This window comes from Micromonospora sp. NPDC049301, from assembly GCF_040678715.1.
In the GTDB taxonomy this organism is placed as follows: Bacteria; Actinomycetota; Actinomycetes; order Mycobacteriales; family Micromonosporaceae; genus Micromonospora.
This window is the reverse complement of the sequence record NZ_JBFAQO010000002.1, coordinates 23,817-49,280: the sequence shown is the minus strand read 5'-3', so window position 1 is coordinate 49,280 and position 25,464 is coordinate 23,817. Positions and strand designations below refer to the sequence as shown.

The following is a 25,464-nucleotide window of genomic DNA, read 5'->3' as shown; positions in this document are numbered from 1 at the left end:
TCACCGGCGCAGGCCGAGCCGCTCGATGAGCGACCGGTAGCGGGCAATGTCCTTCTTCTGGACGTAGTTGAGCAGCCGACGGCGCCGGCCGACCAGCAGCAGCAGCCCACGGCGGCTGTGGTGGTCGTGCTTGTGCACCTTCAGGTGCTCGGTCAGCTCAGCGATCCGCTTGGTGAGGACCGCGACCTGCACCTCCGGCGAACCGGTGTCGCCCTCGGCGGTCGCGTACTCCGCGCGGATCGTGGCCTTGGCTTCCTGGTCGAGCGCCATGTTCTCCCTGTTTCAGTGGGTTGATCAAGTGGGTGTCCGTCGTCCTGATGAACCGGGAACGGACCGGTACCTCGCACCCGCGGCGTCGAGCAGGCACGCGAGGCCCCACGCCGGTCACCCGACGTTTCCGCAAGACTACCAGCACCGGCCGGCAACAACCGGTCAAGGGCCTCGGCGGAGGCCGCGCCGCCCGGGGCGATCAGCCCAGAGCGCGCCGGGTGCGTTCGACGTCCTGTTCCATCTGGGCGATCAACGGCTCGATCGAGTCGTACCGGATCTGCCCCCGCAGGTGCGCCACGAAGTCCAGGGCCAGCCGCTCGCCGTAGAGGTCGCCGTCAAAGTCCAGGGCGTACGCCTCGACCCGCCGCTCCCGGCCGGAGAAGGTCGGGTTGGTGCCCACCGACACCGCCGCCATCAGCGGCTCGCGCTGCCCGCGGCGGATCAGCCGGGCCGCGTACACGCCGTCTGCGGGCACCGCCGCGTACCGGTGGCAGAGCAGGTTGGCGGTGGGGAAGCCCAGCTCCCGCCCCCGCTGGTCACCGCGGACCACCACACCCTCCAGCCGGTGCGGGCGGCCCAGCGCGGCCGCCGCCGCGCCCACGTCGCCCGCGTCGACGCAGGAGCGGATGTACGTCGAGGAGAAGACGGTGCCCGCCTCGGCGACCAGCGGGCCGCCCTCCACGGCGAAGCCGAAGGTCTGACCCAGCCGCTCCAGCAGCGCGACGTCGCCGGCCGCCCGGTGCCCGAAACGGAAGTTGCTGCCGACCACCACCAGCGCCGCGTGCAGGTGCTCGACCAGGACGTCGTGCACGAACTGCTCGGCGGGCAGCCGGGAGAACTCCGGGGTGAACGGCACCACGCAGAGCACGTCCACGCCGAGCGCCTCGATCAGCTCAGCCTTGCGGGCCGGCTCGGTGAGCACCGCCGGATGCGAGCCGGGGCGGACCACCTCGGCCGGGTGCGGGTCGAACGTGACCACGACCGACTGCACGCCCAGCTCCCGGGCCCGGGCCACGGCGTGCCCGATGGTCGCCTGGTGCCCCTTGTGCACGCCGTCGAAGACGCCGATGGTGACGACCGAACGGCCCCACCCCCCGGGCGCCGCGTCGTACCCCCGCCACCGCTGCATACCGCTCCTCCCCGAAGGAAGGGCCCCCTCCCGACGCCTCGCGCTCAGGAAGGGCCCTCGTTGACACTCGCCCGGTGGATCCGCGCCGCCGACGCTACCGGGGCGCACCAGCCCCCACCGTCAGGCCGGGGCGAGCACGATCTCCGCGCGGGCCCGCCCGTCCCGCTCGCTGACGATAGCGATCAGGCCGCCGGCCGGCCCGAAGACGGCGTACGGTCCGGCAAGGCCGGCCGGGTCCAGCGGCCCACCGTGGGCGAGCACCCGCGCCTCGTCGGGCGTGGCCTCCCGGCGCGGAAAGAACCGGTCGGCGGCCGCGTCGAGCGGCAGGTTGACCACGTCGGGGGCGCGCTGCTCCAGCTCGTCGAGCGTCGCCGCCTCGGCGAGGGTGAAGCCACCCACCGCGGTCCGGCGCAGCGCGGTCAGGTGCCCACCGACCCCGAGCGCCAGGCCCGCGTCCCGGGCGATGGCCCGGATGTACGTGCCGGAGGAGCAGGTCACGTCGATGTCCACGTCCACCACGTCCGGCTCGGTACGGCGGATCGCCAGGACCTCCAGGCGGGAGATGGTGACCCGCCGCGCGGGCAGCTCGACGCTCTCCCCGTCACGCACCCGCTTGTACGCCCGCTGCCCGTCGATCTTGATGGCGCTGACCGCGCTCGGCACCTGGTCGACCTCCCCGGTCAACCCGGTCAGCGCGGCCCGGATCGCGTCGTCGGTGACCTGACCGGCCGGGGTGGTGGCGATCACGTCGCCCTCGGCGTCGTCGGTGACGGTGGCCTGACCGAGCCGGATGGTGCCGGTGTAGCTCTTGCTCGCGCCGATCACGTAGGTCAGCAGCCGGGTGGCCCGCCCCACGCCGATCACCAGCACGCCGGTGGCCATCGGGTCGAGGGTGCCGCCGTGCCCGACCCGGCGGGTCTTCGCCAGTCGGCGGATCCGCGCCACCACGTCGTGCGACGTCATGCCGCCGGATTTGTCGACCACGATCAGACCATCGGTGCTCACGTCGCCCAAGCCTGCCAGACGCCCCCGACGCCGACGTGTGTGGGCGGGCCCCGCCTCAGCGGACCGCGCCGACGACGGCCCAGCCGCCGCTGCGCAGCCGCAGCAGCAGGGCGACCAGCCGGATCACCACGAACAGGGTGAGCCCGGCCCAGATGCCGCCCAGCCCGAGGTTGAGCCCGTACGCCAGCCAGATGGCCGGCAGGAAGCCGCCGAGCGCGGCCACGATGGTGAGGTTGCGCAGGTAACGCACGTCGCCGGCGCCGATCAGCACCCCGTCGAGCGCGAACACCACCCCGGCCAGCGGCTGCATGGCGACGAACCACGGCCAGGCCACCATGGCCTGCTCGCGTACCTCCGGGTCGGAGCTGAACCACGACGGCACCACGCCGGCGCCGGCGGCGATCAGCAGCGCGAAGGCGACGCCGCAGACGCCGCCGAGCAGCCCGATCCGGCGGGCCAGCGCCCGGGCGCCCGCGTCGTCGCCGGCTCCGAGCGCGGCGCCCACCAGGGACTGCGCGGCGATGGCCAGCGCGTCGAGCACCAGCGCGGTGAAGAACCAGAGCTGGAGCGCGATCTGGTGGGCGCCGACGGCGGCGGCGCCGAAGCGGGCGGCGACCGCGGTCGCGGAGAGGAAGCTGGCCTGGAACGCCAGACCCCGGATCAGCAGGTCCCTGCTGAGCGCCAACTGCTGGCGGATCAGCCGCGGCCGGGGGCGCAGCGACACCCGCTCGCCGACCAGGGCCGCGGCGAAGAGCACCCCGGAGAGCGTCTGCGCGACCGCGTTGGCCACCGCCGAACCGATCAGGCCGAGACCGCCGGGATAGACCAGCAGCGGGCAGAGCAGCGCGGAGAGCAGGTTGGGGCCGAGTACGAAGGCCAGCGGGCGGCGGGTGTCCTGCACACCGCGCAGCCAGCCGTTGCCGGCGGCGGCGAGCAGCAGGCCGGGGGCGCCGAGCGCCGCGATCCGCAGCCACTGCGCGGCGGCGTCGGCCACCTCCCCACCACCTCCGGCGAGGGTACGGGCCAGCGCGCCCCCGCCGATCTGCATGCCGATGGCGACGAGCAGCCCGACGCCGAACGCCAGCCACGACGACTGGACGCCCTCGGCGACCGCGGCGGCCCGGTCGCCGGCACCGAAGCGACGGGCCGAGCGGCCGGTGGTGCCGTACGCGACCACGGTGCCGAGCCACGCGGTGAGCGTCATCACCGTGCCGCCGATGGCGAGCGCGGCGAGCGGCACCCGGCCCAGGTGACCGACCACGGCCGTGTCGACGAGGACGTAGAGCGGCTCGGCGGCGAGCACCACGAGGGCGGGCAGGGCGAGGCCGGCGATCCGTCGGGGGGACGCGGCGAGCGTGCTGGTGTCCATCGCCGGCGATCCTGTCACGGGGTCGGTAAGGATCGCAAGGGTGCCCAGCACTTACCGGCAGCGGCCGAGGAGGTTATCCGGACGAGGGGCGAGAAAGCAGGAGGTGGACGCGGCCCGGCGTGGCGGTGCCGACGCGGGACGCGGTCGGGCGGTGACGCGGTCGACGGAGGACGTCGGCGGCGTCACCGCCGGCCGGGTCGGATCACTGGCGGGTGTCCATCGAGGTCTGCAGCGCGCGGCGGGCCTGCTCGCGGGCGTCGTCGGTGGTCTCCGGCTTGGGCTTGTTCGGCATGGTGGCGCTCCTTCCAGGGTGCGAGCCACCGACACGCGGCGGCCCTCACGGGCGGTCGTGCTGAGCGCGCCCACGGCAGCCCGGGGTTACCGGAGCAGCCGGCCGGGCGGCGTGAGCCCGGGTCGGTCCGACCCTGGAGGGAGGCGGCGCGAGGTGTGGCACCACCGCCCACGACCTGCACCGCAACGCGGCGCCGGCCGTCTCCCAAGCTATCGTTCAGGTCCACATGCTGCCCATGGTTCCCGCCATCTGGACAGACCGGTACCTGGTTCAGCGGGCCAGGAAGTGCCAGCCCAGCCACCACCAGAAGCCGAACAGACCGATCCGGCCCACCGGCACCGGGCCGACCTCGTAGCGCATCACGTACGCGCAGACCTCGCCCAGGGTGGGGATCCGGGAACCCTCCCGGCGGGCCAACCACTCGACCACGCCGAAGAGGGCCAGCGCGGTGAGGAAGCCGCCGATCGCGAGCACCCGCATCATCGCCGCACCAACCCCCAGAACGCGGCCAGCCAGGCGAACCAGGCCGCCGACCGGGTCAAATGATCTTCCAGCAGGGGGTCGGCCAGCCGGGAGAAGGTGGGGAAGTCGTCACCCACCGCCAGCACGAAGGTGGCGCCTTCGAAGACCCCGAAGACCACCACCGGCAGCGCCCACCAGGCCGCGCCCGCGCCCAACCGGCGCGGGGCCGGGCGACGGGGCACCCGGTTGCTCAGACCGAGCCAGATCAGCACCCCGCCGGTGCCGAGGGTGTACAGATTGGCCTCGGTGGAGAAGGACGCGAACCGACCACCGACGAGCGACAGACAGACGAGGACCGGTACGGAGACGGCGGGCCGGTCCCAGGTGCGGGGGGCCTCCACGGTGAGGTCGTGCGGCTGCTCCATCCCGCAATTCTTCCCGGTCTCACCGAACGCGGGAAGACCAACACTCCCCGGAGTTACCCCTGATCTCCCGCTCGGCAGGAGGTGGTGGCCGGGCTGCGCACCGCGTGTGCGACACCCGGCGGCGCGGGCTCCCCGGTCAGTCGCCGGTACGGATCAGCGCCGCGTCCAGCTGGCCGCGGATCGCCTCGACCACCTGCTCGACGGTGCCCCGCCCGGTGAACCCGGCCGCGAACCGGTGGCCGCCACCGCCCAACGCGACCGCCACCCGGCTGACGTCGACCGCGCCCTTGCTGCGCATCGACACGGCCCAATCGCCGGCCGTGGTCTGCTTCAGCACGCAGCTCACGTCCGCCTCGGCCGTGCACCGCACCGAGTCGATCAACGCCTCCAGCACGTACGGCCGCTGGTCGTGTCGGGCCAGGTCGTCCAGGGTGGCGAAGGTCCACACCAGCCCCCGACCGTCGGCCTCGGCCGGCTCCAGCCGCGCCCGGCCCAGCACCTCGCCGAAGAGCCGGACCGCGCCGAACGGGCGGGTGTCGAAGACCCGCCGGGAGATGTCACCGGGTGAGAGGCCGGTGGCCAGCAGGCGGGCGGCCAGGTGGTGCACCGCCGGGGTGGTCGCCTCGAACCGGAACGAGCCGGTGTCCGTGGTCAGCGCCACGTACAGGCACTCCGCGATCGCCCGATCCAGCGCCACGCCGAGCCGGGCCAGCAACTGCTCGGCGACCACCGACGTCGCCGCGGCGGCCGGGTCGACCAGGTTGACCGTGCCGAAGCCGGTGTTGGAGGCGTGGTGGTCGAGCACCAGCGCGGCGCGGGCGGACGACAACCGCCCGGCCAGCTCACCGAGGCGCGACTCGCTCGCGGCGTCGAAGCAGATCACCAGGTCCGGGTCGGGGTCCGCGGCGCTCGCCGGCACCAGCAGGTCCAGCCCGGGCAGCCCGCGGAACGGCTCGGGCACCTCCGGCGGCCCGGGGAAGGTCGCCTGTAGCTGGCGTACGCCGAGCTGGCGCAGGCCCAGGCCGAAGCCGAGCATGCTGCCCAGCGCGTCGCCGTCCGGGTTGACGTGGCAGATCAGCAGCACCCGGCCCGTCGGCGGAAGAGCACGCACCAGCGCCTCGGCCGCGGCCCAGTCCGCCTCGGCCGGGCCGGCGCCGACCGCCGTGGCGAGTTGAACACCGGCGGTGCCGGTCACCGCGCTTCCCCACCCCGGGGGGTCTCGTCGGCGTCGGTGGCCTCGTCGGCCTCATCCGTCTCGTCGTCGACCCGGTACGGCTGCGGCTCGCCCGCGTACTCCGCCCGGGCGGCGAGCCGTTGCACCTCGGCGTCGGCGTTGCGGGCCGCGGCGAGCAGGTCGTCGATGTGCTTGACCTGGTCCTGGACATCGTCCAGGACAAACGTGAGGGTCGGCGAGTGCCGCAGCCCGAGCGCCTTGCCGACCGTGCTGCGCAGCAGCCCCTTGGCGCTCTCCAGCGCCGCCGCGGTGTCCGCCTGGGCCACCGCGTCACCGAGCACCGTGTAGAAGACCGTGGCGTCGCGCAGGTCGGCGGTGATCCGGGCGTCGGTGATGGTGATCATGCCGAGCCGCGGGTCCTTGATCTGGCTCCGCACCACCGACGCGACCAGCTCACGTACCCGTTCCGCGTGCCGGCGTACCTTGGCCGGATCAGACATCTCGCCACCTCCACGGCGTCCTGCTCCCGGCCGGCCCGACGACCCGGGGGTCGCCGGCCGACCGGCCAACATCTCGACACTACATTCGCGGCCGGAGCGGTTGCCCGGCACAGCGGCACCCCGGTCAGTCGTCGTCCACGCCGTACAGCCGGCGGCGGACCGACAGCAACTCGACCTCGGGGCGAGCGGCCACCATGCGCTCGCAGGAGTCCAGCACCTCACGGACATGCGTCGCCTCGGCGGCCACCACGGCCACCGCTATCTCGGCTCGACCGTGCAGGTCGAGCGCTCCCACCTCGGCGGCCGACACCTCGAAGCGGCGCAGCGCCGCCACGATCGGCCGTACATATGATCTCTTTGCCTTGAGCGACCGTGAGTCGCCCGGCAGCAGCAGGTCGAAGACCGCGTTTCCGGTGAACATCGCCCCGGACGATACCGGCAACCCGCCCCGCATGATCAAGGGGTTTACGCCGAGCGGCGTAAACCCCTTGATCAGCGTGTCACCGCCGGATCAGGCGCGAACCTTCTCCCGCATCTCGAAGGTCTCGATGATGTCGCCGACCTGGACGTTGTTGTAACCACCCAGGGTCAGACCACACTCGAAGCCCTCGCGGACCTCCGTGGCGTCGTCCTTGAACCGCTTCAGCGAGGTGATCGTGAGGTTGTCCGCCACGACCGTCCCGTCCCGAAGCAGGCGCGCCTTCGCGTTGCGCCGGATGACACCCGACCGGACGATACAACCGGAGATGTTGCCGATCTTGGACGAGCGGAAGACGTCGCGAATCTCCGCGCTGCCCAGCTCGACCTCCTCGTACTCCGGCTTGAGCAGGCCCTTGAGCGCAGCCTCGATCTCCTCGATGGCCTGGTAGATGACGGTGTAGTACCGGATCTCCACGCCCTCGCGGTCGGCCATCTCACGGACCTTGTTCGAGGCCCGCACGTTGAAGCCGATGATCGTGACCGGCTCGGACGAGGCGCTCGCGAGCATGACGTTGCTCTCGGTGATCGCGCCGACGCCCCGGTCGAGGACCTTGAGCTGGACCTCCTCGGGAATGTCGAGGTTGAACAGCGCGTCCTCCAGGGCCTCCACCGAACCGGAGACATCGCCCTTGAGGATGAGGTTGAGCGACGTCTTCTCGCCCTCCTTGAGCTGCTCCATGAGCGTCTCGAGGGTGGCCCGACCACGGGAGTTGGCGAATGCCGCCGCCCGCCGCCGCGCCTGGCGCTGCTCGGCGATCTGCCGCACCGTACGGTCGTCCGCCGCGGCGAGGAACGTGTCACCAGCGCCGGGCGGCGCGGTCAGACCCAGGACCATGACCGGACGTGCCGGCCCGGCCTCGGCGACCTGGTTGCCGTTCTCGTCGAGCATGGCGCGGACCCGGCCGTGCGCCCCACCGGCGACGATCGAGTCGCCCGCCCGCAGGGTGCCCTTCTGCACCAGCACCGTCGCCACCGCACCGCGGCCCTTGTCCAGGTGCGCCTCGATGGCCACACCCTGCGCCGGCCCGTCGATCGGAGCGGTCAGCTCCAGCGACGCGTCGGCGGTCAGCAGGACAGCCTCGAGCAGCTCCTCGATGCCGATGCCCGGCTTCGCGGCCACGTTGACGAACATGGTCTCGCCGCCGTACTCCTCAGCGACCAGGCCGTACTCGGTCAGCTGCTGGCGGACCTTGTCCGGGTTGGCCTCCGGCTTGTCGACCTTGTTGACCGCGACCACGATCGGCACGTCGGCCGCCTTGGCGTGGTTCAACGCCTCGATCGTCTGCGGCATCACGCCGTCGTCGGCCGCGACCACCAGGATCACGATGTCCGTCACCTGGGCACCACGAGCACGCATGGCGGTGAACGCCTCGTGACCCGGGGTGTCGATGAAGGTCACCGCCCGGTCCTCGCCCTCATGCGGGACGTGGACCTGGTAGGCACCGATGTGCTGGGTGATGCCACCCGCCTCACCGGCCACGACGTTCGCCTTGCGGATCGCGTCGAGCAGCTTGGTCTTACCGTGGTCGACGTGACCCATGACGGTCACGACCGGCGCACGGCTGACCAGACGCTCCTCGGCCACCTCCGCGTCGAGGTCGATGTTGAACTGCGCGAGCAGCTCGCGGTCCTCGTCCTCCGGGCTGACGATCTGGATGTCGAAGCCCAGGTGCTCACCCAGCAGCTGCAGGGTGTCGTCAGAACAGGACTGGGTCGCGGTGACCATCTCGCCCAGGTTGAACATCTCCTGGACCAGCGAACCCGGGTTGGCGTTGATCTTGTCGGCGAAGTCCGACAGCGAAGCGCCACGGGAGAGCCGGACGACCTGACCCTGACCCCGGGGAGCACCCGAGCTCATGGTCGGAGCCGACAGGTTGTCGAACTCCTGTCTGCGCTGCTTCTTGGACTTGCGACCGCGCGTCGGCCGGCCACCCGGACGCCCGAAGGCACCCGCGGCGCCACCGCCACGGCCACGACCGCCCGCACCCGGACGACCGCCACCACCGGCCGGAGCACCCGGACGGAAACCGCCACCGGGAGCACCGCCACCGCCGCCGGGACCGCCACGGTAGCCACCGCCACCGCCGGCACCCGCGCCGCCACCGGGGCCGCCGCGGTAACCGCCACCGCCGCCGGCGCCACCGCCGGGACCGCCACGGAAGCCGCCGCCACCGCCACCGGGACGGCCTGCGCCGCCACCGGGACGACCGGCGCCACCGGGACCGGGACGACCGGTCGCCGGACGCTGGCTCGGCATGGACGCCGGGCTGGGCCGCGGCGGCATGGAGTTCGGGCTCGGCCGCGGCGGCATGCCCGCCGGGCTGGGCCGGGGGCCACCCGCACCCGCGGCCGGCGGCCGCTGCTGCTGGCCACCCTGGATGCCGAACGGGTTGTTACCGGCGCCGCGCGCCGGCGGGCGACCGCCCGGGCGGGCACCAGGACCCGGAGCCGGCGTGCTCGGACGAGCGGCCGGCGAACCGGGACGGGGCGGCATCGCCGCGGGACCCGGCCGGGGGCCGGGCCGGTTGCCGTCGGCCGGGGGCTCCCGGCGGACGTTGTCCCGCTGCTGCTGGCGGGCGGCCTGCGCGGCCTTGACCGCGGCCTCCTGCTCAGCCTTCAGCGCGGCGGCACGCGCCTCCGCGGCCGCCACCTCGATGTCGTGGGCACTCGCCGGCTTGGCGACCGGGGCCGGGGCCGCGGGCTGCGGCGCAGCGGGCACCGGACCCTTCGGCTTCGGACCCGGGGCCGGCGCGGCCGGCCGCCGAGGCGGCATCGGCTTGGCCGAGACCCGAGGCGCGCCCGGGGTCGGGGACGGCGTCGGGGTCGAAGCCGGCGTCGGCGCGGGCGCCGACGGGGCGGCCGGCGCCGGAGCACCGGCGGACGCGACGAATGCGTTACGCAGCCGCCGGGCGACGGGCGCCTCGACGGTGCTGGACGCGGACTTCACGAACTCGCCCATTTCCTTCAGCTTGGCGAGAACGGTCTTACTCTCGACCCCGAGCTCTTTTGCAAGCTCGTGTACGCGGGCCTTGCCTGCCACTGCACTCCTCACTCCGAGGTCGTGCGGGCAGCACCCGCAGCGACCTCACTCGTGCACTTGAAGCCTGGTCATTTCAGGGACTTCATCGTGTGCTCATGTCGGTCGTCCTACCTTGCTAGCGACCCTCGCCCGGTCGGGCTGACCGGACGTAGTGGTTGGCGCATCGACGTGCTCCGCCAGCACACCGTGGTCGAGGACCTCGGTGATCCGCAGCGCACGCCCGAAGGCGCGGCGCCGCACCGCCAGCGCGAAGCAGGCCGGATCCGGGTGCATGTTCGCTCCCCGACCCGGCAGCCTGCGGAGCGGATCAGGCCGGAGGCTGTAACCAGCCTCGTCCCTGATCGCGACGACCCGCAGCAATTCGCTGGCCGGCGCACGTTGCCGGCAACCCACACAGGTGCGCTCCGGCTGCGCGCGTCGTACCACTGGAGGAAGTCTACCCCTAGCTGCCCGAGATCGCGCCGCCCGGTTCCGGCACGTGATCAGCTGCCCCGCGTACGGCCGGGGTGGTCTGCTCCGCGTCGGACCGAATGTCGATCCGCCAACCGGTCAACCGGGCCGCGAGGCGGGCATTCTGCCCTTCCCGCCCGATGGCGAGGGAGAGCTGGAAGTCCGGAACGGTCACCCGGGCGGCCCGGGCGGCAAGATCCACCACCTCGACCCGCAACGCCTTGGCCGGCGACAACGCGTTGCCGACGAAGGTGGCCGGGTCGTCCGACCAGTCGATAATGTCGATCTTCTCACCGTGCAGCTCGCTCATCACCGCGCGCACCCGCTGGCCCATCGGGCCGATACAGGCGCCCTTGGCGTTCACCCCCTGGATGGTGGAACGCACGGCGATCTTCGTACGGTGACCTGCCTCACGGGCGATCGCGCCGATCTCGACCGTGCCGTCGGCGATCTCCGGCACCTCCAGCGCGAACAGCTTCTTGACCAGCGCCGGGTGCGACCGGGACAGGGTGATCTGCGGGCCGCGCATGCCCTTGGCCACGTGCACCACCACGCAGCGGATCCGCTCGCCGTGCGCGTACCGCTCGCCCGGCACCTGCTCGGACTGCGGCAGCACGCCCTCCAGCTTGCCCAGGTCGACGCTGACGATGCCCTTCTCGGTGCGCGTCTCGTGCGCCTGCACCACGCCGGTGACCAGGTCACCCTCGCGGCCGACGTACTCGCCGAAGTGCACCTCGTCGGTGGCCTCCCGCAGCCGCTGAAGGATCACCTGCTTGGCGGTCATGGCAGCGATCCGGCCGAAGTCGTGCGGGGTGTCGTCCCACTCCCGCACCAGGGTGCCGTCCTCGTCCATCTCCTGCGCGTACACCAGGGCCGCGCCGGACTTGCGGTCGATCTCCACCCGGGCGTGCGACTCGGCGCCGTCGGTGTGCCGGTAGGCGGTCAGCAACGCGGTCTCGATCGCCGCGAGAATCGTGTCGAACGGGATCTCCCGCTCGCGCTCGAGTGCGCGCAGCGCCGCGAGGTCGATGTTCACCTCTCCTCGTCCTCCACATCATCTTCGTCGTCGATGTCGTCTGAATCGTCGATCTCGTCCGCGTCGTCGAACTCGTCCGGCTCGCCCAGCTCGGCGAGCCTGGTGAACTCGACCTGCACCCGGCCCGGGCCCAGCTGGGCGTACGCCCAGGAGGCTCGGCCGTCGTCGGTCTCCAGCTGCACGCCCTCGTCGTCGGCGCCGACCACCCGACCGGTCAGCTGCCGGTCACCGGTGGGCTGCTCGCCGCGCTGGCCGGGCAGTGCGGCCGCGCCCCGGACGGTGACCTTGACCAGCCGGCCCACGTTGCGCCGCCAGTGGCGGGGAAGGGTGAGCGGCCGGTCCACGCCCGGAGAGCTGACCTCCAGCTGGTACTCCCCGGCCACGATGTCGCCGCCGGTCTCCTCGGCGGCGTCCAGCGCGGCCGAGACCGCGCGGGAGACGTCCGCGACGGCGTCCAGGTCGATCCCGCCGTCGGCGTCCACGATCACCCGCACCACGTGCCGTCGGCCGGCCCGGGAGACCGACAGGTCCTCCAGGTCGTAGCCCACGCCGTTGACCACCGGCTCGATCACAGCCCGCAACCGGGTACGCCGCGCGGCGAGGTCACCACCGCGGGGACCCGCGCCGTCGCGGGGTCGACCTGTCGACCTGGTGGCACGGCCACGCTGCGTCATCTCCGCACCCTTTCCCTGGTCGACGGTCCCGCTCGTCCCGCCATGCCGGCACGCCACCGGAGCGGACGCGCCGGTGGCTGCGCAGAGCGTAACGCGCCTGCCCGTCGGCGGACCGGGCGGCGCACCGACGGTGGTGGCCCCCGGAGCGGCGCGAATGGTGTTGACTTGCCCCGTGGGGATCGGCAGAACGACACAGCGCAACCAGGCATCCGGGCATTCCCGGCGAAAGCTCCTGCGTGCCGGGGTCCTGCTGGCGCTCGGCGGCGCCGCGGCGCCGCTGACCGGCTGTGATCTTTTCGACCGTGACGACGAGCCCGCGCCGTCACCGGACTCGCTGCGCCCGATGGTGGACGAGTCGCTCGGGCTGGCCGCGGCGCACCGGGCGAGCGCGGCGGCGCACCCGGAGCTGGCCGACCGGCTCGACCCGATCGCCGAGGCGCACACCGCGCACGCCACCGAGCTGGCCCGGGTGATCGGCGTCGCGTTGCCGTCGCCGTCCGCCGCAGCACCCACCATTCCCCCCGCGACCGACCCGGCCGGCGCGCTGGCCGCCCTTCGGGCGTTGGAGAAGGCCGGCCAGCGGTCCGCCACCGTCGCCTGCGCCGCCGCGCCGGCGGAACGGGCGGCGCTGCTCGGGTCGATCGCCGCCGCGCGGGCCACCCATCAGGAGGCACTGAAGTGAGGCAGCCGTCCGCCGGGGAGGCGCTCGCCGCCGCCCTCTCCGCCGAGTACGCGGCCATCTACGCCTACGGGCGGATCGGCGTCCGGCTCAGCGGGGCGGCACGCGACGCCGCGCACCAGGCGGAGGCCGCGCACCGACGCCGGCGCGACGCACTGGTGGTGCAGCTCAGCACCGCCGGCAGCACGGTGCCGCCGGACCGGGCCGGGTACGCGCTGCCGTTCCCGGTCACCGACCGGGCGAGCGCCCTGCGCCTGGCCGTCGAGGTGGAGGAGCGCACCGCGGCGCACTGGCGGGCCGCGCTGGCGTCCACCACCGGCGCCGACCGCGACCAGGCGTTGGCCGCCCTGGTCGAGTACGCCGTGCGCGCCACGCGCTGGCGGAAGATCGCCGGGCTCACCCCGCCGACTGTCGCGTTTCCCGGCCGCCCCACCTGAACCGCGCCGCTCCGGTTGCGGTGCGCATACCAGGTATGCATACTCCGTTGCCATGTCCATCCGTCACGGGTTGCTCGCCCTGCTCGAACGCGGCCAGATGTACGGCTACCAGCTGCGCGCCGCGTTCGAGGAGTCGACGGGTTCGACCTGGCCGCTGAACATCGGGCAGGTCTACACCACGCTGTCCCGCCTGGAACGGGACGGTCTGGTGCGCCCGCTGCCGGAGAGCGAGGCCGGGCAGCGCCCGTACGAGATCACCGACGCCGGCCGGGCGGACCTGGCGCTGTGGTTCGCCACCCCGATCAGTCGCAACGACCGTCCCCGTGACGAGCTGGCGATCAAGCTGGCGCTGGCCCTGACCACCCCCGGCGTGGACGTCCGCTCGGTGGTGCAGGCCCAGCGCAGCGCGACGATGCGGGCGTTGCAGGAGTTGACCCGGTTGAAGTACGGCAGCAACCGGCCGGAGGACCTGCCCTGGCGGCTGGTGCTGGACTCGATGGTGTTCCAGGCCGAGGCTGAGGTGCGCTGGTTGGACCACTGCGAGACCAGCCTGGTGCGGCACCAGCCCGGCGCACCGGGGCCGCCCAGCCCCAGACCGGGCGACAGCGCCGCTGCCGACGCGGCGCGGTGGGCTGACGAGGAGGCACGACGGTGAGCGGAGCGGACGACGCGGTGCTGGAGCTACGCGCCGTCCACCGCACCCACGGGGCCGGCCCCGCGGCGGTGCACGCCCTGCGCGGCGTCAGCCTGGCCGTGCGGCCGGGCGAGCTGGTCGCCGTGATGGGCCCGTCCGGCTCCGGCAAGTCGACGCTGCTGGCCCTCGCCGGTGGGCTGGACCGCCCGACCGGCGGCGAGGTCCGGGTCGAGGGGCAGCCGCTGGGGACGTTGGACCGCAGGGGGCTGGCCCAGCTGCGCCGTCGCCGGATCGGCTACATCTTCCAGCAGCTCAACCTGCTGGGCAGTCTGAGCGCGGTGGAGAACGTCGCGCTCCCGCTGGAGCTCGACGGCACCGGCGGGCGCCGGGCCCGTGCCGCCGCCCTGGCCGCGCTGGCCGAGGTGGGCCTGCCGGCGCTGGGCGACCGCTTCCCCGACCAGCTCTCCGGCGGCCAGCAACAGCGGGTGGCCATCGCCCGCGCGCTGGTCGGCGAGCGGCGGCTGGTGCTCGCCGACGAGCCGACCGGTGCGTTGGACTCGCAGACCGGCGAGGCAGTGCTGCACCTGCTGCGCCGCCGGGTCGACGCGGGCGCCGCCGGCGTGCTGGTCACCCACGAGGCGCGGCACGCCGGTTGGGCCGACCGGGTGGTGTTCCTGCGCGACGGGGTGCTGGTCGACACGACGGCGCCGCTGGGCAGCGTCGAGCAACTGCTGTCCGGCAGCGACCGGTGACCGTCCGCCGGGCGCTGCGGTCCCCCGGCCGCGCCGACGTCCCGGCGGCCCCGCGGGCCGTGCCGCCCGCGCCGCCGGGCCGGCGGCGGTTCGCCGAGCTGACCGGTTCCTGGCGGGCGGCGCTGCGGATCGCCCGACGGGAGTCGCGCCGGGCCCGCCGGCGAACCGCCCTGGTGCTCGCGATGATCGCCCTGCCGGTGCTGGTGCTGACCTTCCTGGCCGTGAGCTACGACATGGCCGAGCTGACCCCGCAGGAGCGGATCGACCGCCGGCTCGGCGTCGCCGACGCCGAGCTGCGCTGGTTCGCCGACTCGCCGATCGGCCAGGACGGGTGGGGCGACAACTGGTACACCCGGGGGAACGACCAAGGGTCGGGCCGCCGGCCGGCCACCGCGTCCGAGATCACCGCGCTGCTCGACCCGGGCAGCCGGGTCACCGAGGTACGCGCCCCGCTGTCGCTGACGGTGCGCGGCCCGCAGCGCGACGAGAGCGTGCGGGGGCGGGCACTGGACCTCACCGACCCGATGGCCCGGGCGCTGGTGCGGTTCCGGGCCGGACGGGCACCGCTGCAGCCCGGCGAGGTCGCGGTCAGCCCGGCAGCGCTCCGCCGCCTGGATCTGCGCCTCGGCGCCGCCATGGCCACCGCCGACGGGACGAGGGCGTACACCGTGGTCGGGGTGGTCGAGTTCCCCGAAGATCTCGGCTCGGTGGTGGCGCTGCACCCGGCTGCCGTGCCACGAAGCGATCCCGAGCCGGACAGCATCTGGCTGGTCGACGTGCCGGGCAGCGTCGACGCGGAGCTGACGTCCCGACTCAACGATCGCGGGGTGGTGGTCGCCCCACGCCACCCGACCCTCCCCACGACGGAGACGTCCCCCCGGTGGCTCGGGTCCATCGGTCCGGCCGACGCGGCCGATTTGAGCACCGGCGTGCTGATCGCCGGCCTCGGGCTGCTGGAGGTCGTGCTGCTGGTCGGGCCGGCCTTCGCGGTCGGCGTCCGGCGCCGACGACGTGACCTGGCCCTGGTCGCGGTCGCCGGTGGGGACGCCGCCCAGCTTCGACGGGTCGTGCTCGCCGACGGCGTGGTGCTGGGTCTGCTGGGCGCAGCCACCGGCCTGCTGCTCGGCGTCGGCGCCGCGTTCGCCGGTCGCCCGCTGATGGAGCAGTACGTCTTCGGCGCCCGCTTCGGCGGGTACCGCTGCTGGCCGTCCGCGCTGGTCCTGCTCGGCGGGGTCGCGGTGCTGGCCGGCGTCCTCGCCGCCCTCGCACCGGCCTGGACCGCCGCCCGGCAGGACGTCCTCGCCGGGCTGGCCGGGCGTCGCACCCCGCCCCCGCCCCGGACCCGGTGGCTCATCCTCGGGCTGACCCTCGTGGGCGGCGGGGCGGCGCTCGCCGCCTTCGGGGCCACCCAGACCTCACCGGCGGTGATCCTGACCGGCCTGATCCTCGGCGAACTGGGGCTGGTCTGCTGCACGCCCACACTGATCGGCGCGCTCGCCCGCCTCGGTCGGGTGCTGCCGCTGGCGCCCCGGATCGCGCTGCGCGACGCCAGCCGCAACCGGGCTGCCGCGGCGCCGGCCATCTGCGCCGTGATGGCGGCGGTGGCCAGCAGCGTCGCGCTCGGCGGGTACCTGGCCAGCGACGACGTCCGCGACGAGCGCGCCTACCAACCCATGCTGCCGGCCGGGCACGTCCTGGTCACCGCGAACGAGCCGACCCGGCCCGGACCGACACTGGCCCAGGTCAGCGCGGCGGCCCGCGCCGAGCTGGGTGCCGACGGCGTGGCGCCGGTGCAGGCGGCGGCCTGTTCGTCAACCACCCCGGGCGGCCACTGCTACGTCACACCGGAGCTGCCGGCGGCACAGGCCTGCCCCTGGCAGCCCGGGGACGGCCTCTCCGCGGCGGAGCGGCGGCGGGCCCGGGCGGACCCGCGCTGCCTGGTCCGGGGCATGGACTACTACGGCAGTTACGTGCAGACACTGGTGGACGACGGCAGCGCGCTGCCACTCCTCACCGGCGCGGATCCGGCGACGACCGCCGCCGCCACCGCCGTACTGCGCGCCGGGGGTGCGGTGGTGACCGACCCGCGCTACCTGCACGACGGCCGGGTGACCGTGCAGGTGGCGCGGGTGGAGACCGACTCGGACGGGCCGGTGGTCGTCAGCCGTGACCTGCCCGGGTACGCGTTGCCTCCGACGGTCGGGCAGCCCAGCCTGCTGGTGTCCGTGCCCGCCGCCCGACAACTCGGCCTGACGACATCCCCGGTCGGCTGGGTGATCGGCACCCCGGCACCGCCGGACATGCACAGTCAGGAGCGCTTCACCGACGCCCTGCGGGCCTTCGGGACGTTCTCGCTGAGCGTGGAGCAGGGGGCCGGCCCGCGCGACAACTCACCGCTGCTGCTGCTCCTAGCCGCGGCGGCCGGGTTGATCACGGTGGGCGCGGCCGGGATCGCCACCGCGCTCGCCGCCGCCGAGGGCCGCGCCGAGCTGTCCACCCTCGCGGCGGTCGGTGCGGCCCCGGCGGTACGCCGGCTGCTGGCGATCTGCCAGGCCGGGGTGATCGCCGGCCTCGGCTCGGTGCTCGGCATCGTGGCCGGGCTGGGCACCGCCGCGATCGTGCTGTTCTCGGTCAACCGGCAGTTCGCCACCGCCTGGCCGGTACGCGAGCCGTACCCCTTCCTGGTGCCGTGGCCGGCGCTCGGCGTCCTGGTGCTGGTGCCGGTGGTGGCGATGCTCGGCGCGGGCCTGTTCACCCGCGCCCGGCTGCCGATCGAGCGGCGGCTGGACTGAGCGGGGCGCTCCGGCGCGCCATCGGGGGGTGCCCGTGGAGGACGACAGCCGGCACACTGTCCGCGTGTCAGTGCTGGGAGCCCTCACCCGTCGAGTCGGTCACCACCGGTGGTTCGGCGCCGCCGCCCGTTTGCTCGTCCCCGCCGACCGGATCGTCGGCCGGCTCACCCGGGGCCGGGTGGTGGCGCTCGGCCTGATCCCGTCCCTGGTGGTCACCACCACCGGCCGCCGCTCCGGCAAGCCGCGCAGCAATCCACTGCTCTACGTGCCGGACGGCGACGCGTACGTGGTGATCGGCTCCAACTGGGGGCAGACCCACCACCCCGGCTGGGCGATGAACCTGCTCGCCGAGCCGGCCGCCGAGGTGGACGTGAAGGGCCGCCGGGTGCCGGTACGGGCCGAGCCGGCCACCGGCGCCGAACGGGACCGGTTGTGGCAGCTCCTGGTGACCGAGTGGCCGGCGTACCGCACGTACGTGCAGCGTGCCGGGGGGCGGGAGATCCGCATCTTCCGGCTGGTGCCGGCCGGGCGCGGCGCGCCCGCCGGCCCGCCCCCGGCTGGCTAGGCTGACGCTCAGTCGCCAGGCGGGGTTGGTCCGGTGAGCGCGAGCCGGTCCTGCGAGCCCGAGGTCGGGAACGAGAGGTGGCCCGGTGAGCGCGAGGAGTGAGCCGCTGTTGCGAGCCCCGCAGTCGCGAACAGAGGTGGCCCGGTGAGCGCGAGCAGCGAACAGGCCGGTGTCGGCCGGGGCCTCGACGATCGACGGTGGACGGTGGCGGAGCGGGTCGCCGAGGCGGCCCGGCGGCGTTTCCCGGCCGACGTGCTCGCGGTCGCGGTGCACGGGCCGCTGGCGCACGGCGACGACGACGGCGGCGGGGACCGCGAGGTGGGGATGCTGGTGGTCACCTACCGGCCCGGCACCGGCCCGCCACCGGCGACCCGGCGGGTGGACGGGGTGCTGGTCGACCTGACCGTGGCCGCCGCCGAGGACTACCTCGGGCAGGCTCGGGTGCTCTCCCCCCTCTGGCCGCTGACCGCCGACCGGTACGTCACCACGCGGGCGTTGCACGACCCGACCGGCTGGCTGCGGACGCTGCGCGACGAGCACCTGGGCCGGCTGGCCCGGGCGCGGCCGGCGGAGTTCAGCACCGCCGCCCGGCAGGCCTGGTACCGGGGCAGCGCGGCCCACGCCCGGGCCGCCCGGCTGGCCGAGTGGTACGAGACCGACCAGGCGTTGCTGATGCTCGGCGAGGCCCGGCTGGCCGCGGCAACGGTGACGGGCCTGCTCAGCCGCACCTACTTCCGCGACCCGGGGGACGCGGTGCGGCGCACCGGGCTGGCCGGGGCGGACATGACCGAGGTGGGGTTGGTGCTGGCCCGGCAGGCCGAGGAGCTGACCGCCCGTGGCCGCCCGGTCGACGGCACGGTCGACGACCTGCTCAGCGGCTGACCGGCGTCACAGCCCGCCCTGTACGCCGATCAGCGAGCCGATCAGGTAGGTGGCGCCGGCCGCGGCGGCACCCAGCAGCAGTTGGCGCAGGCCGCTGGTCCACCAGGGCCGGTTGGTGAAGCGGGCCACCACCGCACCGGCGGCGAACAGCCCGAGCCCGCCGACGGCGAGGGCCAGCCAGAGCTCGGTGGCGCCGAACAGGTACGTCAGCAGCGGCACCAGGGCGCCCACCGAGAAGAACAGGAACGACGAGATGGCCGCCGCCCACGGGCTGGGCTGGTCGTCGGGGTCGACGCCCAGCTCCTCGCGGACGTGCACCCGCAGCGCCTCCTCCGGATCGCGCCGCACCGCTTCGGCGACCTGGGTCGCCAGGTCTCTCGGCAGGCCGCGGGCCACCCACGCGTCGGCCAGCTCGCGGGCCTCCGCCTCGGGGTGCCGCTCCAGCTCCCGCCGTTCCTTGGCCACCTCGGCGGCGACCTGCTCGTTGGCCGAACGTACGCTGGTGTACTCGCCCAGCCCCATCGAGATCGCGCCGGCCACCAGGCCGGCGGTGCCGGTCAGGACGATGTTGTGGGGCGAGACCCCGCCGCCGCCGACCCCGGCGATCAGGGCGATGTTGGTGACCAGCCCGTCCATCGCGCCGAAGACGGCCGGGCGCAGCCAGCCGCCGGAGACGTCCGCGTGGTGTGCCTCGCGCAGCGCGGCCGGGGTGTCGGTCACGGCAGGGTCAGGATCTCGTGGCCGTCCTCGGTCACCACGATGGTGTGCTCGAACTGCGCCGTCCACTTCCGGTCCTTGGTGACCACGGTCCACCCGTCGTCCCACATGTCGTACTGGTAGGTGCCGAGGGTGATCATCGGCTCGATGGTGAACGTCATTCCCGGCTCCATGATGTCCGTGGGCCGCGGGCTGTCGTAGTGCGGCACGTAGAGCCCGCTGTGGAAGGACTCGCCGATGCCGTGGCCGGTGAAGTCGCGGACCACCCCGTAGCCGAACCGCTTGGCGTACGACTCGATGACCCGGCCCACCACGTTGATCTGCCGGCCCGGGGCGACCGCGCGGATGCCACGCATCATGGCCTCGTGGGTCCGCTCGACCAGCAGCCGGGCCTCCTCGCTGACCTCGCCGACGCAGAAGGTGGCGTCGGTGTCGCCGTGCACGCCGTTGATGTACGCGGTCACGTCGACGTTGATGATGTCGCCGTCCTTCAGGACGGTGGAGTCGGGGATGCCGTGGCAGATGACCTCGTTCAGGCTGGTGCAGCAGGACTTGGGGAAGCCCCTGTAGCCCAGCGTCGACGGGTACGCGTCGTGGTCGCAGAGGAACTCGTGGACCACCCGGTCGATCTCGTCGGTGGTCACGCCGGGCTTGCAGTGCTCACCGGCGAGCTGGGTCGCCTGGGCGGCCAGCCGGCTGGCGATCCGCATCTTCTCGATCGTCTCCGGCGTCTGCACGTGCGAGCCGCGCCACTCCTGGGGGCGCTTCTTGCCCACGTACTCCGGTCGGGGAATGTGGGCGGGCACCGGTCGCATCGGGGAGAGCGTGCCTGGGGTCAGCGGCGGACGGACGGTCATGTCACCAGCGTATCGCCGGACCCGCTGGTGACCCGCGCCACCGCCGGTCCGCACCGGTTGTTGCCCCGCCAGGTCGGCTGTGCCATGGTGTCTGCGTGGATCAAGGAGGAGCACCACCCGTCTTCTCCGCCAGCGCGGAGATCGACGGTGACCACCTCCACGTGGTCGTGGCCGGCGAGGTCGACATGTCGACCGCCGACACCATGCTCCAGACCGCGCTCCGCGAGCCCGCCAAGCGGGTCACCCTCGACCTGAGCGCGGTCACCTTCTTCGACTCGGCCGCCATCCACGCCCTGGTCCGGCTCGCCCAGCAGTTCCCCGGCACGCTCACCGTGCTGCCGTCCCGGCAGGTGCGCCGGGTGCTGGACATCTCCGGCCTGGGCGAACAGCCCTGGCTCAACCCGGCCTGAGCGGCCGCCCTCGCACCACCCCCTCGGCCGGTTCAGGTCTGCAACTGCCGCCGCAGCGTCACCTCGGTGCCCTCGTCGGTACGCCGCACCGACAGGTCACCCAGCGCCTTGATCAGGGCCAGCCCGCGCCCCCGGAACCCGGAGCCGGTCGACTCCCGCCACTGCCCGGTGTCGCGCACCGTGGCGGTCACCGTGCGGTCCGCGATGGCCACCTCCACGCTGATCATCGACTCGGCGGGCTGGACCGGGTGCTCGATGGCGTTCGCGGCGGCCTCGGAGACCGCCACGGTGAGGTCGAACAGGTCCGTCTCGCCGACCCCGTGCGCGACCAGGAAATCCTCCAGGCGCTTGCGCAGCACGCTCAGCCGGGTCGGGTCCGCCGGCAGCCGCAACGCGAAGCGGTTCAGCTCGGCCGCCTCCAGGGCGAGCACCGCCACGTCGTCGCGGCGCGGCCGGCCGGCGACCCCCTCGACCACCGCGTCGATCAGGTCCTCCACGTGCTCGCCCGGGGTGGTCGCGTCGACGCGCAGCTGGGCCAGCGCGTGGTCGATGCCGTGCTGGCGGTCCTCGATGAGCCCGTCGGTGTAGAGCAGCAGCCGGCCGCCGACGGGAAGGCTCCCCTCGACCGTCCGGTACGTCGTGTCGGGGATGGCGCCGACCGGTGGGCCGAGCGCACGGTCGTGCAGGAACACCGCGTCGCCTCCTCGAATCAGCAGTGGCGAGGGGTGGCCCGCGCTGGCGTACCGCAGCCGGCCGGTACGCGAGCTGAACAGCAGGCAGACCACGGTCGCGAAGGAGCGCCCCTCGGTGGAACCGACGAGCCGGTTGAGCCGGGTCAGCGACTCACCCGGGTCGAAGCCCTCCAGTACGTACGCCCGCAGCGCGTTGCGCAGCTGCCCCATCGCCGCCGCGGCCCGGACACCCTTGCCGACCACGTCACCGATGACCAGCACCAGCTCATCACCCTCCAGCGCGATCACGTCGTACCAGTCGCCGCCGACCTCGACGTCGGCGCTGCCGGGCAGATAACGGCTGGCCACCACCGCGCCGGGCAGCTGGGGCAACGACCGGGGCAGCAGGCTGTGCTGCAAGGTGGTGGCGATGCGGTGCTCGGCCTCGTAGAGCTGGGCGTTCTCCAGCCGCACCCCGACCAGCCGGGCCAGCTGGGTCAGCGCGGCCTCGTCGGCCTGCGCGTCGTCGCCCGGGGGCCGCCAGACCCGCAGCTCGCCGAGCTGCTGGCCGGTGGTGCCGGTCAGCTCGGCCCGGAAGGACGGGTCGGCGGCCGTGACACCCCCGGCATCCGCCTCGGCCCGCGCCCCGGCGGTGGAGACCACCACCCGGGCGGCCTCGGCGAGGCTGAGCGCGTGCCCGGCGGCGACCTGGAGCACGTCGGCGGTGGACCGGGCGGTGTTCACCGCCACCGCGGCGTCGGCCAGCGCCCGGAGCCGGCGGATGATCTGCCCTCGCAGCTGGCCCAGCTCGACGTTGGCCCGGACCCGGGCGATCAGCTCCTGCCCCGAGAAGGGCTTGGTGAGGTAGTCGTCGGCGCCGGCGGAGAGGCCGGCGACCGCCTCCGCGGAGCCGGCCCGGGCGGAGAGCAGCACGATCGGCACATGCCGGGTACGCGGGTCCGCCCGCAACGCGCCGACCAGCCCGAACCCGTCGAGCCGGGGCATCATCACGTCGGCGAGCACCAGGTCGAACCCGCCCTCCCGGGCCAGCGGCAGGGCCACCAGCCCATCGCTGGCGGTGACCACCTCCCAGGTCGGGGAGAGCAACCGGGTGACGTGTTCGCGCAGGTCCACGTTGTCGTCGACGACCAGGATCCGGCCGGCCGGGGCGGCCCCCGTCGGCTGGCTGCCGAACTCCACCGGCGGCTCGGCGCCGGTCCACAGCGCGGTCTCCGCCACGTAGAGCCGGGCCTGGTCGGGCTCGCCCGCCGACAGGGGGGCGGAGGCCGCCACCCGGTCGGCGGGCAGGTGCGCCGATCCGAACGGGATGGTCACCGTGAACGCGCTGCCCTCGTCGACGCGGCTCGTCGCCCCGACCTCGCCGCCGTGCATCTCGACCAGCTCACGGACCAGCGCCAGGCCGATCCCGGTGCCCTCGTGGGTGCGGGCGCGCACCCCGGGCACCCGGTGGAACCGCTCGAAGACGTGCGGCAGCTCGTCCGGCACGATCCCCACGCCGGTGTCGGTCACCTCCAGCCGGGCGGCGCCGTCCACGGCCCGGACCCGGACCCGGATCTCGCCGTCGAAGGTGAACTTGACCGCGTTCGAGACCAGGTTGAGGACGACCTTCTCCCACATGTCCCGGTCGACGAAGACCGGCGCCGGCAGCGGTGGGCAGTCCACCACCAGTCGCAGCCCGACGCGGTCCGTGGCCGAGCGGAAGGTGCTGGCCAGCCGGGCGGTGTAACCGGCCAGGTCGGTGGGCTGGTAGCGGGCGGCCAGCCGACCGGATTCCAGCCGGGAGAAGTCCAGCACGGTGTTGACCAGCTTGAGCAGGCGCAGCGCGTTGCGGTGCATCATGGTGAGCCGGTCGGTGTAGCCGGCGGGCAGCGCCGAGTCGGCCAGCAGGTCCTCCAGCGGCCCGAGCACCAGGGTCAGCGGGGTCCGGAACTCATGGCTGACGTTGGCGAAGAAGCTGGTCTTCGCCCGGTCCAGTGCGGCCAGCTCGGCGGCGCGGGCCCGCTCCTGCTCGTACGCCCGCTGCTGGCCGACCGCCCGGGAGATCTGGGCGGCGACCAGGTCGAGGAAGTTCCGGTACTCGTCGTTGAGCGGCAGCCGGCGGGCCACGCCGACGACCAGCGCGCCGACCCTCTCGTTGGTCGCCGTGACGGGCAGCACGAGGGCCTGGTCGGCCGCGTCGACCGGCGGCGGGTCGAGCAACCCGGCCGCGTCGATCGTGGCGGGTATGCCGTCAGCGACCACCCGGGCGAGCACCTCGTGATCGACGTCGACGGCGGCCTGGCCGGTGCCGTCGGAACCGGCCAGGGTGAGCCGGCCGTCGCTGTCGGCCAGGTAGATCAGCGCGAACGGCACGTCGGCCCGGTGCCGACCGAGCACCCCGGCGGCGGTCCGGCCGAGTTCGGCCGCGCTGCCCACGTCGGCCAGCTCGGCGCCCAGCTCCGCCAGCGCCCGCAGCCGGCGCTCGCCGAGCACCCGCCCGGTGGTCTCGTTGACGATGCAGTACACGCCGCTGACCGAGCCGTCGGCGCCACGGATCGGGTCGTACGAGACGTCGAAGTAGGTCTCTTCCAGGAAGCCGTGGCGGTCCAGCAGAAAGGGGTGGTCCTCGCCCCGGTAGGAACGCCCGCTGCGGCGTACGCCCTCCAGCAGGGGGCCGAGCACCTCCCAGGTCTCCGCCCAGTGCCGCGCTGCCGGTTGACCGAGCACGGCGGGGTGCTTCCCGCCGATCGTCGGGCGGTAGGCGTCGTTGTAGAAGGCGAGCTGGTCGTCTCCCCAGAACATGACGACCTGCGCGCTGGAGGTGAGCATCATGCCGACCGCGCTGGTGAGCGCCGGTGGCCAGCAGGCCGGGGTGCCCACCGGTGTCACGGACCAGTCCACGGCGCTCAGCCGCTCGCCCAACTCCCCACCGTCCGCGAACGCGGCCGCCAGCATCGGGGGGAGCTCCGCGACGGCCGCGAAGTGATCCTCCGCCTCCGCGCCCCCCTGGCCCGAGCTCATACAGCCTCCCACTCCGGCTGCGCCCCAGCCGTTGACCTCCGCCTGCCGTGCCACGATCTGTACCCCGGCGGACCAGCAACGTAACGCATGAGGCCGCTCGGACGCTGCTTGCCAGCACGTACCCGTCGACCACCCGTCGGTGCGGCGGACGCGGTGTCCGGGCGGCGGCGGTGGACCGGCCCCGGCGGCTCAGAAGACGGGCAGCCCGTCGATACTCGCGGCGTTCCTGGTGGCCCGGTAGACCACCAGGTCGTCGGCGGTGCGGCGCGAGTGTGACGAGAGCAACAGGTCGCGTTCCGCCCGGTAGTCCATCAGCGGCACCGCGTACCCGCAGGAGTCGCTGACCCGGTCCACCTCGACGGTGATGACGGCCCGCACGCCGTGCACGTCCGGCGGCTCGGGAAACTCGGCCAGCCGGTCGGCGAAGGCGTCCTCGGTCACCGCGACGCTGGTGCCCCGGCCGTGCAGCCGGACGATCTTCGGCGGCCCGTCGAAGGCGCAGAACATCAGGGTGATCCGGCCGTTGTCCCGCAGGTGGGCGATGGTCTCCGCGCCGCTGCCGTGGTAGTCCAGGTATGACACCCGCTGCGGACCGAGGATCACGAAGGTGCCCCGCATGCCCTTCGGCGAGACGTTGACGTGCCCCTCGGCGCCGGACGGTGCGGTTGCCACGAAGAAGACCGGTTGGGCCGTGATGAAGGCGCGCAGCCGACCGTCGATCTCCGGATAGACCTTGCCCAT

General features: G+C 73.9%; 25 protein-coding genes. 8 read left to right on the top strand and 17 right to left on the bottom strand.

Going from position 1 to position 25,464, the window contains the following annotated elements:
• From rpsO to rimP, 13 genes are all read right to left on the bottom strand, one after another.
• Positions 1 to 270, bottom strand: coding sequence for a 30S ribosomal protein S15 (gene rpsO / locus AB0K07_RS06420; protein ID WP_074317913.1), 270 nt, complete (start codon positions 268 to 270; stop codon positions 1 to 3).
• Between the two features lie 199 nt (positions 271 to 469).
• The gene (locus AB0K07_RS06415) at positions 470 to 1,399 is read right to left on the bottom strand and encodes a bifunctional riboflavin kinase/FAD synthetase (protein WP_363751505.1); all 930 of its coding nucleotides are present in this window, start codon (positions 1,397 to 1,399) and stop codon (positions 470 to 472) included.
• Positions 1,400 to 1,519: 120 nt separating this feature from the next.
• On the bottom strand, positions 1,520 to 2,404 hold the full coding sequence (gene truB / locus AB0K07_RS06410; protein WP_363751503.1) for a tRNA pseudouridine(55) synthase TruB: 885 nt from the start codon (positions 2,402 to 2,404) through the stop codon (positions 1,520 to 1,522).
• A gap of 55 nt (positions 2,405 to 2,459) precedes the next feature.
• Complete coding sequence (locus AB0K07_RS06405; protein WP_363751501.1) at positions 2,460 to 3,773, bottom strand: MATE family efflux transporter; 1,314 nt, start codon at positions 3,771 to 3,773, stop codon at positions 2,460 to 2,462.
• A 562-nt stretch (positions 3,774 to 4,335) separates the two neighbouring features.
• Positions 4,336 to 4,545 carry a DUF6186 family protein gene (locus tag AB0K07_RS06400; RefSeq protein WP_363752726.1) on the bottom strand — a complete coding sequence of 70 codons (210 nt, stop codon included), beginning with the start codon at positions 4,543 to 4,545 and terminating at the stop codon, positions 4,336 to 4,338.
• Complete coding sequence (locus AB0K07_RS06395) at positions 4,545 to 4,952, bottom strand: hypothetical protein (protein WP_363751499.1); 408 nt, start codon at positions 4,950 to 4,952, stop codon at positions 4,545 to 4,547. Before AB0K07_RS06395 ends, AB0K07_RS06400 begins: the two co-directional genes overlap by 1 nt.
• A 136-nt stretch (positions 4,953 to 5,088) precedes the next feature.
• Positions 5,089 to 6,147 carry a bifunctional oligoribonuclease/PAP phosphatase NrnA gene (locus AB0K07_RS06390; protein ID WP_363751498.1) on the bottom strand — a complete coding sequence of 353 codons (1,059 nt, stop codon included), beginning with the start codon at positions 6,145 to 6,147 and terminating at the stop codon, positions 5,089 to 5,091.
• Positions 6,144 to 6,626, bottom strand: coding sequence for a 30S ribosome-binding factor RbfA (gene rbfA, locus AB0K07_RS06385; protein ID WP_363751496.1), 483 nt, complete (start codon positions 6,624 to 6,626; stop codon positions 6,144 to 6,146). Before rbfA ends, AB0K07_RS06390 begins: the two co-directional genes overlap by 4 nt.
• A gap of 124 nt (positions 6,627 to 6,750) precedes the next feature.
• The gene (locus AB0K07_RS06380) at positions 6,751 to 7,047 is read right to left on the bottom strand and encodes a DUF503 domain-containing protein (protein WP_363751495.1); all 297 of its coding nucleotides are present in this window, start codon (positions 7,045 to 7,047) and stop codon (positions 6,751 to 6,753) included.
• A 90-nt stretch (positions 7,048 to 7,137) separates the two neighbouring features.
• On the bottom strand, positions 7,138 to 10,146 hold the full coding sequence (infB, locus tag AB0K07_RS06375; protein ID WP_363751494.1) for a translation initiation factor IF-2: 3,009 nt from the start codon (positions 10,144 to 10,146) through the stop codon (positions 7,138 to 7,140).
• A gap of 93 nt (positions 10,147 to 10,239) precedes the next feature.
• On the bottom strand, positions 10,240 to 10,572 hold the full coding sequence (locus AB0K07_RS06370) for a YlxR family protein (protein WP_363751493.1): 333 nt from the start codon (positions 10,570 to 10,572) through the stop codon (positions 10,240 to 10,242).
• A 16-nt stretch (positions 10,573 to 10,588) separates the two neighbouring features.
• Positions 10,589 to 11,632 carry a transcription termination factor NusA gene (gene nusA, locus AB0K07_RS06365; RefSeq protein ID WP_363751492.1) on the bottom strand — a complete coding sequence of 348 codons (1,044 nt, stop codon included), beginning with the start codon at positions 11,630 to 11,632 and terminating at the stop codon, positions 10,589 to 10,591.
• The gene (gene rimP / locus AB0K07_RS06360; protein WP_363751490.1) at positions 11,629 to 12,306 is read right to left on the bottom strand and encodes a ribosome maturation factor RimP; all 678 of its coding nucleotides are present in this window, start codon (positions 12,304 to 12,306) and stop codon (positions 11,629 to 11,631) included. Before rimP ends, nusA begins: the two co-directional genes overlap by 4 nt.
• Before the next feature lie 154 nt (positions 12,307 to 12,460).
• Between rimP and AB0K07_RS06355 the strand changes: the two genes are divergently transcribed.
• The 7 genes from AB0K07_RS06355 to AB0K07_RS06325 all read left to right on the top strand — a co-directional run bounded on the left by AB0K07_RS06355 (position 12,461) and on the right by AB0K07_RS06325 (position 19,047).
• On the top strand, positions 12,461 to 12,988 hold the full coding sequence (locus tag AB0K07_RS06355) for a hypothetical protein (protein ID WP_363751488.1): 528 nt from the start codon (positions 12,461 to 12,463) through the stop codon (positions 12,986 to 12,988).
• A complete protein-coding gene (locus AB0K07_RS06350; protein WP_363751487.1) occupies positions 12,985 to 13,422 on the top strand; it encodes a ferritin-like domain-containing protein in 438 nt (145 codons plus the stop codon). The genes AB0K07_RS06355 and AB0K07_RS06350 overlap by 4 nt, the downstream gene beginning before the upstream one ends.
• A 52-nt stretch (positions 13,423 to 13,474) precedes the next feature.
• Positions 13,475 to 14,077 carry a PadR family transcriptional regulator gene (locus tag AB0K07_RS06345; RefSeq protein WP_363751486.1) on the top strand — a complete coding sequence of 201 codons (603 nt, stop codon included), beginning with the start codon at positions 13,475 to 13,477 and terminating at the stop codon, positions 14,075 to 14,077.
• Entirely contained in the window at positions 14,074 to 14,808 is a 735-nt protein-coding gene (locus tag AB0K07_RS06340; RefSeq protein ID WP_363751484.1) for an ABC transporter ATP-binding protein, read from the top strand. The genes AB0K07_RS06345 and AB0K07_RS06340 overlap by 4 nt, the downstream gene beginning before the upstream one ends.
• On the top strand, positions 14,805 to 17,600 hold the full coding sequence (locus AB0K07_RS06335) for an FtsX-like permease family protein (protein WP_363751482.1): 2,796 nt from the start codon (positions 14,805 to 14,807) through the stop codon (positions 17,598 to 17,600). Before AB0K07_RS06340 ends, AB0K07_RS06335 begins: the two co-directional genes overlap by 4 nt.
• Positions 17,601 to 17,664: 64 nt before the next feature.
• Positions 17,665 to 18,165: a nitroreductase/quinone reductase family protein gene (locus AB0K07_RS06330; RefSeq protein ID WP_363751480.1), complete on the top strand. Its 501-nt coding sequence runs from the start codon at positions 17,665 to 17,667 to the stop codon at positions 18,163 to 18,165.
• Between the two features lie 144 nt (positions 18,166 to 18,309).
• A complete protein-coding gene (locus AB0K07_RS06325; protein ID WP_363751479.1) occupies positions 18,310 to 19,047 on the top strand; it encodes a nucleotidyltransferase domain-containing protein in 738 nt (245 codons plus the stop codon).
• Positions 19,048 to 19,053: 6 nt separating this feature from the next.
• On the opposite strand, the gene AB0K07_RS06320 is transcribed toward AB0K07_RS06325, so the two are convergent.
• Positions 19,054 to 19,767, bottom strand: a complete 714-nt coding sequence (locus AB0K07_RS06320; RefSeq protein ID WP_363751478.1) for a VIT1/CCC1 transporter family protein — start codon at positions 19,765 to 19,767, stop codon at positions 19,054 to 19,056.
• The gene (gene map / locus AB0K07_RS06315) at positions 19,764 to 20,621 is read right to left on the bottom strand and encodes a type I methionyl aminopeptidase (protein ID WP_363751477.1); all 858 of its coding nucleotides are present in this window, start codon (positions 20,619 to 20,621) and stop codon (positions 19,764 to 19,766) included. The genes AB0K07_RS06320 and map overlap by 4 nt, the downstream gene beginning before the upstream one ends.
• Positions 20,622 to 20,716: 95 nt before the next feature.
• On the opposite strand from map, the gene AB0K07_RS06310 reads away from it, so the two are divergent.
• Positions 20,717 to 21,031: an STAS domain-containing protein gene (locus AB0K07_RS06310; RefSeq protein ID WP_363751476.1), complete on the top strand. Its 315-nt coding sequence runs from the start codon at positions 20,717 to 20,719 to the stop codon at positions 21,029 to 21,031.
• Positions 21,032 to 21,063: 32 nt separating this feature from the next.
• On the opposite strand, the gene AB0K07_RS06305 is transcribed toward AB0K07_RS06310, so the two are convergent.
• Both AB0K07_RS06305 and AB0K07_RS06300 read right to left on the bottom strand, forming a co-directional pair.
• Positions 21,064 to 24,723 carry a SpoIIE family protein phosphatase gene (locus tag AB0K07_RS06305; RefSeq protein WP_363751475.1) on the bottom strand — a complete coding sequence of 1,220 codons (3,660 nt, stop codon included), beginning with the start codon at positions 24,721 to 24,723 and terminating at the stop codon, positions 21,064 to 21,066.
• A 189-nt stretch (positions 24,724 to 24,912) separates the two neighbouring features.
• Positions 24,913 to 25,464: a pyridoxamine 5'-phosphate oxidase family protein gene (locus AB0K07_RS06300; RefSeq protein WP_363751474.1), complete on the bottom strand. Its 552-nt coding sequence runs from the start codon at positions 25,462 to 25,464 to the stop codon at positions 24,913 to 24,915.

Excerpts from the sequence above, each read along its gene's own strand:
- rpsO (WP_074317913.1), bottom strand. The coding sequence starts at position 270 with ATGGCGCTCGACCAGGAAGCCAAGGCCACGATCCGCGCGGAGTACGCG.
- AB0K07_RS06415 (WP_363751505.1), bottom strand. The coding sequence starts at position 1,399 with ATGCAGCGGTGGCGGGGGTACGACGCGGCGCCCGGGGGGTGGGGCCGT.
- AB0K07_RS06405 (WP_363751501.1), bottom strand. The coding sequence starts at position 3,773 with ATGGACACCAGCACGCTCGCCGCGTCCCCCCGACGGATCGCCGGCCTC.
- AB0K07_RS06400 (WP_363752726.1), bottom strand. The coding sequence starts at position 4,545 with ATGCGGGTGCTCGCGATCGGCGGCTTCCTCACCGCGCTGGCCCTCTTC.
- AB0K07_RS06395 (WP_363751499.1), bottom strand. The coding sequence starts at position 4,952 with ATGGAGCAGCCGCACGACCTCACCGTGGAGGCCCCCCGCACCTGGGAC.
- rbfA (WP_363751496.1), bottom strand. The coding sequence starts at position 6,626 with ATGTCTGATCCGGCCAAGGTACGCCGGCACGCGGAACGGGTACGTGAG.
- AB0K07_RS06380 (WP_363751495.1), bottom strand. The coding sequence starts at position 7,047 with ATGTTCACCGGAAACGCGGTCTTCGACCTGCTGCTGCCGGGCGACTCA.
- rimP (WP_363751490.1), bottom strand. The coding sequence starts at position 12,306 with ATGACGCAGCGTGGCCGTGCCACCAGGTCGACAGGTCGACCCCGCGAC.
- AB0K07_RS06355 (WP_363751488.1), top strand. The coding sequence starts at position 12,461 with ATGGTGTTGACTTGCCCCGTGGGGATCGGCAGAACGACACAGCGCAAC.
- AB0K07_RS06345 (WP_363751486.1), top strand. The coding sequence starts at position 13,475 with ATGTCCATCCGTCACGGGTTGCTCGCCCTGCTCGAACGCGGCCAGATG.
- map (WP_363751477.1), bottom strand. The coding sequence starts at position 20,621 with ATGACCGTCCGTCCGCCGCTGACCCCAGGCACGCTCTCCCCGATGCGA.
- AB0K07_RS06305 (WP_363751475.1), bottom strand. The coding sequence starts at position 24,723 with ATGAGCTCGGGCCAGGGGGGCGCGGAGGCGGAGGATCACTTCGCGGCC.
- AB0K07_RS06300 (WP_363751474.1), bottom strand. The coding sequence starts at position 25,464 with ATGGGCAAGGTCTATCCGGAGATCGACGGTCGGCTGCGCGCCTTCATC.